This window comes from Marinibaculum pumilum (assembly GCF_042646425.1).
In the GTDB taxonomy this organism is placed as follows: Bacteria; Pseudomonadota; Alphaproteobacteria; order Ferrovibrionales; family Ferrovibrionaceae; genus Marinibaculum; species Marinibaculum pumilum.
In genome coordinates, this window is the sequence record NZ_JBHRTR010000028.1 from 743,053 (window position 1) to 749,158 (window position 6,106).

The 6,106-nt window shown below is 67.2% G+C and carries 13 protein-coding genes; 3 read left to right on the plus strand and 10 right to left on the minus strand.

What is annotated here, in order from left to right:
* Window positions 1-4: 4 nt before the first annotated feature.
* The 7 genes from ACFOGJ_RS16055 to ACFOGJ_RS16085 all read right to left on the minus strand — a co-directional run bounded on the left by ACFOGJ_RS16055 (window position 5) and on the right by ACFOGJ_RS16085 (window position 2,900).
* Window positions 5-220, minus strand: a complete 216-nt coding sequence (locus tag ACFOGJ_RS16055) for a hypothetical protein (RefSeq protein WP_379902177.1) — start codon at window positions 218-220, stop codon at window positions 5-7.
* A complete protein-coding gene (locus ACFOGJ_RS16060; protein WP_379902179.1) occupies window positions 217-630 on the minus strand; it encodes an ASCH domain-containing protein in 414 nt (137 codons plus the stop codon). Before ACFOGJ_RS16060 ends, ACFOGJ_RS16055 begins: the two co-directional genes overlap by 4 nt.
* Window positions 630-1,337, minus strand: a complete 708-nt coding sequence (locus ACFOGJ_RS16065; protein WP_379902181.1) for a hypothetical protein — start codon at window positions 1,335-1,337, stop codon at window positions 630-632. Before ACFOGJ_RS16065 ends, ACFOGJ_RS16060 begins: the two co-directional genes overlap by 1 nt.
* On the minus strand, window positions 1,334-1,561 hold the full coding sequence (locus ACFOGJ_RS16070; RefSeq protein WP_379902183.1) for a hypothetical protein: 228 nt from the start codon (window positions 1,559-1,561) through the stop codon (window positions 1,334-1,336). Before ACFOGJ_RS16070 ends, ACFOGJ_RS16065 begins: the two co-directional genes overlap by 4 nt.
* Window positions 1,562-1,760: 199 nt before the next feature.
* Entirely contained in the window at window positions 1,761-2,063 is a 303-nt protein-coding gene (locus tag ACFOGJ_RS16075) for a hypothetical protein (RefSeq protein ID WP_379902185.1), read from the minus strand.
* Window positions 2,063-2,251 (minus strand): hypothetical protein, encoded by a 189-nt coding sequence (locus ACFOGJ_RS16080; protein ID WP_379902187.1) that lies wholly within the window; start codon window positions 2,249-2,251, stop codon window positions 2,063-2,065. Before ACFOGJ_RS16080 ends, ACFOGJ_RS16075 begins: the two co-directional genes overlap by 1 nt.
* 4 nt (window positions 2,252-2,255) lie before the next feature.
* Window positions 2,256-2,900, minus strand: a complete 645-nt coding sequence (locus ACFOGJ_RS16085; RefSeq protein ID WP_379902189.1) for a DUF7666 domain-containing protein — start codon at window positions 2,898-2,900, stop codon at window positions 2,256-2,258.
* Between the two features lie 125 nt (window positions 2,901-3,025).
* Between ACFOGJ_RS16085 and ACFOGJ_RS16090 the strand changes: the two genes are divergently transcribed.
* Window positions 3,026-3,274 (plus strand): hypothetical protein, encoded by a 249-nt coding sequence (locus ACFOGJ_RS16090; protein ID WP_379902191.1) that lies wholly within the window; start codon window positions 3,026-3,028, stop codon window positions 3,272-3,274.
* Window positions 3,275-3,281: 7 nt separating this feature from the next.
* Here the strand turns inward: ACFOGJ_RS16090 and ACFOGJ_RS16095 are convergent, their stop codons facing one another.
* The 3 genes from ACFOGJ_RS16095 to ACFOGJ_RS16105 are packed head-to-tail and all read right to left on the minus strand — an operon-like array spanning window position 3,282 to window position 4,266.
* Window positions 3,282-3,503: a hypothetical protein gene (locus tag ACFOGJ_RS16095; RefSeq protein WP_379902193.1), complete on the minus strand. Its 222-nt coding sequence runs from the start codon at window positions 3,501-3,503 to the stop codon at window positions 3,282-3,284.
* A 53-nt stretch (window positions 3,504-3,556) separates the two neighbouring features.
* Window positions 3,557-3,910: a hypothetical protein gene (locus tag ACFOGJ_RS16100; protein ID WP_379902195.1), complete on the minus strand. Its 354-nt coding sequence runs from the start codon at window positions 3,908-3,910 to the stop codon at window positions 3,557-3,559.
* 14 nt (window positions 3,911-3,924) lie between these two features.
* Window positions 3,925-4,266 carry a hypothetical protein gene (locus ACFOGJ_RS16105; protein WP_379902197.1) on the minus strand — a complete coding sequence of 114 codons (342 nt, stop codon included), beginning with the start codon at window positions 4,264-4,266 and terminating at the stop codon, window positions 3,925-3,927.
* Window positions 4,267-4,787: 521 nt separating this feature from the next.
* On the opposite strand from ACFOGJ_RS16105, the gene ACFOGJ_RS16110 reads away from it, so the two are divergent.
* Window positions 4,788-5,267, plus strand: coding sequence for a hypothetical protein (locus ACFOGJ_RS16110; protein ID WP_379902198.1), 480 nt, complete (start codon window positions 4,788-4,790; stop codon window positions 5,265-5,267).
* Window positions 5,267-5,692 carry a helix-turn-helix domain-containing protein gene (locus tag ACFOGJ_RS16115; protein ID WP_379902200.1) on the plus strand — a complete coding sequence of 142 codons (426 nt, stop codon included), beginning with the start codon at window positions 5,267-5,269 and terminating at the stop codon, window positions 5,690-5,692. The genes ACFOGJ_RS16110 and ACFOGJ_RS16115 overlap by 1 nt, the downstream gene beginning before the upstream one ends.
* The last annotated feature ends 414 nt before the right edge of the window (window positions 5,693-6,106 follow it).

Here is a 6,106-nt window from a genome sequence, read left to right on the forward strand (position 1 = left end):
GCCTTCATTCCCCTGGCTCCCTCAACCCCGCCTGCACCTGCGTCTCCCTCCACTGCCCCAGGCACAGCCTCAATTCTTCGGTGAACAGGGCTGCGAGGGCTGCATCGGGGTCGCCGGCAGCGATGGCGTCTTGGATGGGGCGCAGGGCCTTTTCCGCCTTGGCCCGGCACAGGTCGGACATGACCTTGCCCGTGGCCTCGCTGAGGGGCTTGCAGGTCATGGGCGGGGCTCCCGCAGTTCCCGCGCTACCTCGTCGGGCACCGTGAAGAATCCGAGCGCGCCGCGGCACGCTACCGGCTTGCAAGGTCGGCCGTTGGTCAGAACAAAGCCGTACGGACCATAGAACCAGCCGCTTGCGTGTTCAGTGACGCAGTCCGCTATGTCGACGGCGCCGACGATGCAGCCCAGAGCTTTCTGGTCCCGGTATTTGCTGGCAATCACATGCGGGTCGCGACCGGTCCGCTCAGCGATAAACCGCAGCACATCGAAGACGTCGTCGCGCTCTTCCTTCTTCCCGGCATGGACCAGGACCGGACCGCGGAACCGCGTCGGCCAGTCCCGGTTTTCGATATCCTTCCATCCGTTCACGATGGCGAAGGCGTAGGGCTGGCGGATTGACAGGGCGCGCATCACCGCCTCCCTGCTGCGGTGAGGGCGGCGCGGAATTTGGCGATCCTCTTGTCGATGGCGGCGAGCGCTTCGGCGTCTGCGGCGGCCATCGTTCCATACAGATAGATCCGGCCGCCATCGGCGCGCCGCATGAACATGCACGTCGTTTCGATCAGCGCCTTGCGCTCTTCCTCGGCATATTCGATGGCCGCCTCGCACGCCTCCGCCAGCCCCTCTACCTGCGCGCGGAGGGCGGCGTTCTCGGCTGCCAGATCCGAGGCCGCCTCCTGTGCGGGTGCGGGTGCGGGGGCGTCGGTGCGGAGGGTGGCGAGGAGGTCCGCGAGTTCATCGAACAGCGCGTCGGCGCCTTCTTGGGCGATGATCTTCTCCGCCCCCCATTCGCGCATTCCCGTCCAGCGATTTTCTGCGGTTATGAACCGCGCCAGCTTCTCCACCATCCCCGGCACCGCCTCCATCACCCGGTGGGCGTCGTAGCCGGAGGCGTGCAGGGCGGTGGCCGTCGTGAACACCGCGGCGATCAATTCGGCGTTGGCTTCCGGCTCTCCATCCCGAAAGCGACGCCGCGCCCAATAGGGCAATGCCGTGCGAGCCTCTGCGATCGGGACACCCAGCACGTCCGGCGATCCGTCATCGGCGAGAACCGCCTCGCCCCAAATCAGCGTGGTCCCCGCTTCGACGCGCGCCAGCCCCTTCGTGAACCCGCTCATGCCGCGTCCTCCGGCAGGGCGGCGCGTGTCCGGATGATGTTCCGCCGCCGTAGTTCGGCCCAGCAGCCCACCGCTGACAGGTAGCCAACCAGGTTGCCGAACTCGTCAAAGACGTTCCGCCCGATGCACACGCGGTCATTCGGCTTCGGGGCCGAGCTCCAGCCGATCAGCGCCAGCACTTCGTCCAGCGTGCGGATGCAGGGTGTGATGGGGTATGCGTCCATGCCGCCCTCCCTGTGCTGCCGGCCTCGCGGGCCGCTTCCTCGGCTTCGGCTTCCGCCGCGCTCTCCGCCGCCCACTTCTCCGCGAACCGGAGCGCCCATTTCAGGTCGTCCACGGCGAGCGACGGGTATCCGCCCTCGCCAAGCCGCCGCACCGCGTCCAGAGCGCGACTGTGGGCGTGCCACTGGTGTCCGTAGGGCTTCATTCCGCTGCCTCCGTGACCGGCAGACCCGCCGCTCGCAGGTCGTTGCCGAGTTCGTTGCCGTAGACCCGCCGCCAGTGATCCGGGGCGAGGTCATCCAGGGCGACCGCAAGCGACTGCTCGCTGTCGGACAGGTCGTCAGCGATTGCGTGATGGGCCGGCATGACCGCCTCGCCGCGCGCAGCGACGTAGAGGGTTGCGACCGCTTCCTTGGCCTGCCGGACGATCTCAGCGGCGCGCTCGATGCGGGCCAGCGGAGACAGGGCAGAGGCTTCGGCGTCGGTGATGAGCGTGTCAGGCATCACTCCGCCTCCCTGCGCTTCGGCCAGGACAGGCCCAGCGACAGCAGGCACTCCCGCGCCATCTGCCGGGCCGTCTCGCCGCTGTAGGGGTTGCCGTTGGGGTGCGGCTTGCCGCGGGCAATCTGCTGCAGCGTCGCGACCGGGTCAGGGGCCGGCTGGCGCTGCTCTGCATGGGCGGTGAAGGGCATCTGGTCAGCCCTCCGCCTCGACCAATTCGCCATCCGCGGTCAGGCGATAGGCGGTGTCCGCCTTGATCGTCTCGCCATCGACCTGGACCGACTTGACGCAGATCAGGTCGAAGTCATCGTCATAGGCGGCCAGGACCAGCCAATTGCCCTTGGCGGCACGGGCGGTGCCGACGATTCCGAGACTGGCGGCAATAGCATTCTCGCCGGTCGCCGCCGCGTGGCCTCTGTAGCCGGTCGCCGCCGCGTGGCCTCTGTAGCCGGTCGCCGCCGCGTGGCCGCTGTCAGCTAGCCGGCCGGCGGCGGTCTTGCACAGCGCCGTGACGGTCTCGACCTGCGCCTTAGTCCAGTCGGACAGGTCAAGCCGCGCCTCGATAGTGATCCGTGCGCCGCAGACCTTGCTGTCGCCCTGGCGCTCATCCGTCACGCTGGCCAGCGTGACCCGCGCCAGGGCGGTCGACCGCTCGTAATAGGACCAGCAGTCGAACGGGACGGTGCAGGCGTGGAAACCGGTCGCGCACATCTCGACCGGTCCGGGATGTTCGTAGGTCTTGCCGACCTCGTATTGATAACCGCGGCAGGTCCAGTCGGCGTTGAACGCCTTGTAGGCGGTGATCGTGTCCGGCGGTGCGGTCTTGGCCTTGCGGGGCATCGGGTGTCTCCCTGTTCGATAGGGAGAAGATAGGGACAAACTGTCCCCTTTGTCAAGGACAAAATGTCCCCTTATACTGCCCGCCGACGCGGCCGGATGGCCGGCGCGAAGCCAGGAGGTGTGAGATGTCAGAGGACGGAGGAATGCTGTTCGCGACGCCAGACGGTGTGCAGTGCTGGCGCGACGGGGAATGGCGGGGCGCCCAGCCCGACAGCCCGGCTGTCGTCGTCCGGGTGAACGACCCAGCGACCGGCGCCGAATGGGCCGTCTACGAGGACGGCAGCGTGTCAGGCTTCCCCGAGGGTAGCTTCGTCATGCATGGGTGGCGCGATATCGTCGCGCGATCGCGAGGCGGGGAGGGCGGCGCCTCCTGACCGCCAATCAGCGACGGCTGGCGATGTGCTGGATGCTGTAATCCATCGTCTGCAGTTTGCGGTCCATTTGCCGAAGCTGATCTTCGACGTTCACCGCTGGCATGGCGCCGACGACGGCGCCACAGCTGGCGCATTGGACAAGCGCAATCCGGAAATGCGCGCCGGCCGGACGGCCCTCCACGACCTCAAAGCCTTCGCCGCCGCAGCGGCCGCAACAACTGGCTGGCATTCATCCCTCCCCATCGTCAGCCAGGCGCGGGGAGGCGCCGGGCTCAGCCTGCTTTAACCTTTCGGCCGCGGGCCGCGCGCGGTTCCTATAAGCCGAAGGTCGCCCGCCTGCACCAGCTGGTGTGTCTCGCGAAGGCGATTGGCGAGCGCGAGGCTCAACCCGGAGGCGTCCCCGCAGTAAAGCCAATCCAGCGTGATGCCGAACCGAAACCGCAGATAGATCGCAGTGTCGATGCCGGGCCGGCTGCTCCCAACTGCCCAATTCGAGAACTGCGTGCTGCCGACGCGGCCATCGGTGTCAGCTACGACATCAACAATCGTGCGATAGCCGAGCGCGGTGAATAGCACCCGGACCCGCTCCGAAATTGCCGTGAACGCCAGCGGTTGATCTTGCTCCCACAGGCGCATTCCGCCGGCCGAGCCTAGTGCGCTTGTGTTGGGCCGCCGTCGCTGCCCGTGGGCTGCTGCGGAGATCGCCGACTACGCCGCGGCTTAGTCTGCGACGGCAGTCGCGGCTCAATAACGTCAGGGCGCTCCCGGCGTCCAGTGAGCACCCAGTACGGATCCTCTTGGACGGCCAGCGCAAAGATTTCGAACAAATCGGCAGGCAGCGAGCCCCGCTGCTCGTGCTTCTTGTAGGACTGTTCTCCGATCCCCATCAGGTCGCCAATCTGCTCCTGGGTCAGCCCACGCCGCACCCGGGCATCATACATCCGGGCGGCAAGCTTTTTTCGAAATAGGGACCGCGAGGGTTTCTGCGCCATACCAAAGCATCGCAGGGCCGCCTTGTCCCGCAAGGTAAGACCTGACCTTGACGAAGGGGACAAACTGTCCCTAATATCGGGGATGGACATCTTCACCCCCTCTCGCTGGCCGGACATTGCCGCGGCGGCGCAATCGGTCGGCGCATCTGAATGGCAAACGAAGAAATGGCGGACCCGCCGGGCGGTGCCGGGCTCGTGGCAGTTGCGCCTCTTGTCGGCCTGCGAGGAGCGCGGCGTTTCGCTGACAGCGGACGAACTATTGTCAACCGCAAGTCGAAGCGCCGGCCGAGACGCGGCGTAATGGTCTCCTTTCCGAGACATACCGTTTCCTCCCTGTGTACACCCCCCGTGCCACAGGAAGAGAATGGAACATTTGTTACGGTTCTGGCAACCGCGGGTAATTTGAACCGCCATTTCTTCAATTCCCAAATATTCATGTCCGCCCCCACAGTTGCCACCCGCAAATACATGAGCGCCGCGACCGGCGGTTGCACGTCGAATCATCCGGGAGGTTTTCGGCAGTGACAAAGATCCGCCCCTGCGGGAGCCGCTTCGAGGCCATCGACCGCGCCGCCGCCGCGCTTGGCGGGTACGACGCTGCCGCCGCCGTGATCGGCAAGAGCCATGGGTATCTGCGCGATGCCGGAGACCAGGACAGGGACACGGTGGAGTTGAAGGTGTGGGAGATGGTCGATCTGGAGGCCGCCGCCGTCGCTGCCGGCCAGCCGGGGCACTTCCTGGCCATGATGCAGGCGGTGCATGCCAGCGCCCGCGCCAGCGCAGAGCCGGCGGGCACCGTCGATGCCTTCGTCGCGGCTTCCGGCACATGGGGGCGGATCTGCGACGAGCTTGACCGCGCGCTGCACCCGGACGGCGAGGCGGGGCCGGAGATATCCGCAGGCGAGGCGGCCCGGCTGCTGGCCCTGCTGACGGATCACGACAGCGTTGCCGCACGGCTGCGGCAGACGCTGGTGAGCAAGATCAACAAGGGGAGGCGGTGATGGCGGACGGACGGGCGAACAACGGCGGGCAGAACAGGATGTCGCTGCAGACGCGGCAAGCCATCCTGTCTTTGCGCCGCGAGGGCTGGACGTACAGCAAGATTGCAAAGGCGGTCGGTGTCGCGACGCAGTCGGTGGCGAACATCGTCACGATGGCGCGGGATGGCAAGCTGGACACGCTGGGTAGGACGATTGGCGTCACGGGAGGCCCGGCGACGGGCATGAACGCTTTCGCCGGGCATCCGGAGCCGGAGAAAGCCTTCGGCGTGCTGATGTTCTGCCGGCGGCACACCGATGCCGTTCCACCGTCCAAGCGCCACCCCACCTACGTCCCCCACCGCAGCCCCGCCATGCAGTCCAGCAGCGGCGTATCGGACATCTACGGCGCCGACGCGCGCCCGCTCGATTTCGGGGCGCACCAATGACCTTCACGATCTGGTGCGACTGCGCCCAGGCCACAGTGCCGGAGGACCAGTGCCGGCGCTGCCCCAACCCCCAGCCGGCGCGCGATCGTGAGGCGCAACCCCGTCGCGCGGGTCCGTCCAGCATCCCCCTTGTCTCCCTGGACGGCCGGGCCGGCCCCCATTCGCGCGAGAGCGCGTCCGAAGCCCCGATGGTGGGGCAGGCCCTTCTTGGGCGTTTCCTCCCTAACCTAGCCCGGCTGCCTTCCCGGCGGCCGGGCACCTTTTCGGGGAGGTAGCGGGATGGAGATTACCTTCACCCTGCCCCGGCCGCCGAGCGCGAACAACCTGTTCGCCAACGTGCCGAAGCGCGGGCGCGTCCGCACCGAGCGTTACCGGACATGGCTGCAGGCCGCCGATGCCGCGATGTACCAGCAG

Bases quoted from the DNA above. Each gene is read 5' to 3' on its own strand.
- ACFOGJ_RS16055 (WP_379902177.1), bottom strand. From the start codon at position 220: ATGACCTGCAAGCCCCTCAGCGAGGCCACGGGCAAGGTCATGTCCGAC.
- ACFOGJ_RS16060 (WP_379902179.1), bottom strand. From the start codon at position 630: ATGCGCGCCCTGTCAATCCGCCAGCCCTACGCCTTCGCCATCGTGAAC.
- ACFOGJ_RS16065 (WP_379902181.1), bottom strand. From the start codon at position 1,337: ATGAGCGGGTTCACGAAGGGGCTGGCGCGCGTCGAAGCGGGGACCACG.
- ACFOGJ_RS16070 (WP_379902183.1), bottom strand. From the start codon at position 1,561: ATGGACGCATACCCCATCACACCCTGCATCCGCACGCTGGACGAAGTG.
- ACFOGJ_RS16075 (WP_379902185.1), bottom strand. From the start codon at position 2,063: ATGCCTGACACGCTCATCACCGACGCCGAAGCCTCTGCCCTGTCTCCG.
- ACFOGJ_RS16080 (WP_379902187.1), bottom strand. From the start codon at position 2,251: ATGCCCTTCACCGCCCATGCAGAGCAGCGCCAGCCGGCCCCTGACCCG.
- ACFOGJ_RS16085 (WP_379902189.1), bottom strand. From the start codon at position 2,900: ATGCCCCGCAAGGCCAAGACCGCACCGCCGGACACGATCACCGCCTAC.
- ACFOGJ_RS16090 (WP_379902191.1), top strand. From the start codon at position 3,026: ATGTCAGAGGACGGAGGAATGCTGTTCGCGACGCCAGACGGTGTGCAG.
- ACFOGJ_RS16095 (WP_379902193.1), bottom strand. From the start codon at position 3,503: ATGCCAGCCAGTTGTTGCGGCCGCTGCGGCGGCGAAGGCTTTGAGGTC.
- ACFOGJ_RS16100 (WP_379902195.1), bottom strand. From the start codon at position 3,910: ATGCGCCTGTGGGAGCAAGATCAACCGCTGGCGTTCACGGCAATTTCG.
- ACFOGJ_RS16105 (WP_379902197.1), bottom strand. From the start codon at position 4,266: ATGGCGCAGAAACCCTCGCGGTCCCTATTTCGAAAAAAGCTTGCCGCC.
- ACFOGJ_RS16115 (WP_379902200.1), top strand. From the start codon at position 5,267: ATGGCGGACGGACGGGCGAACAACGGCGGGCAGAACAGGATGTCGCTG.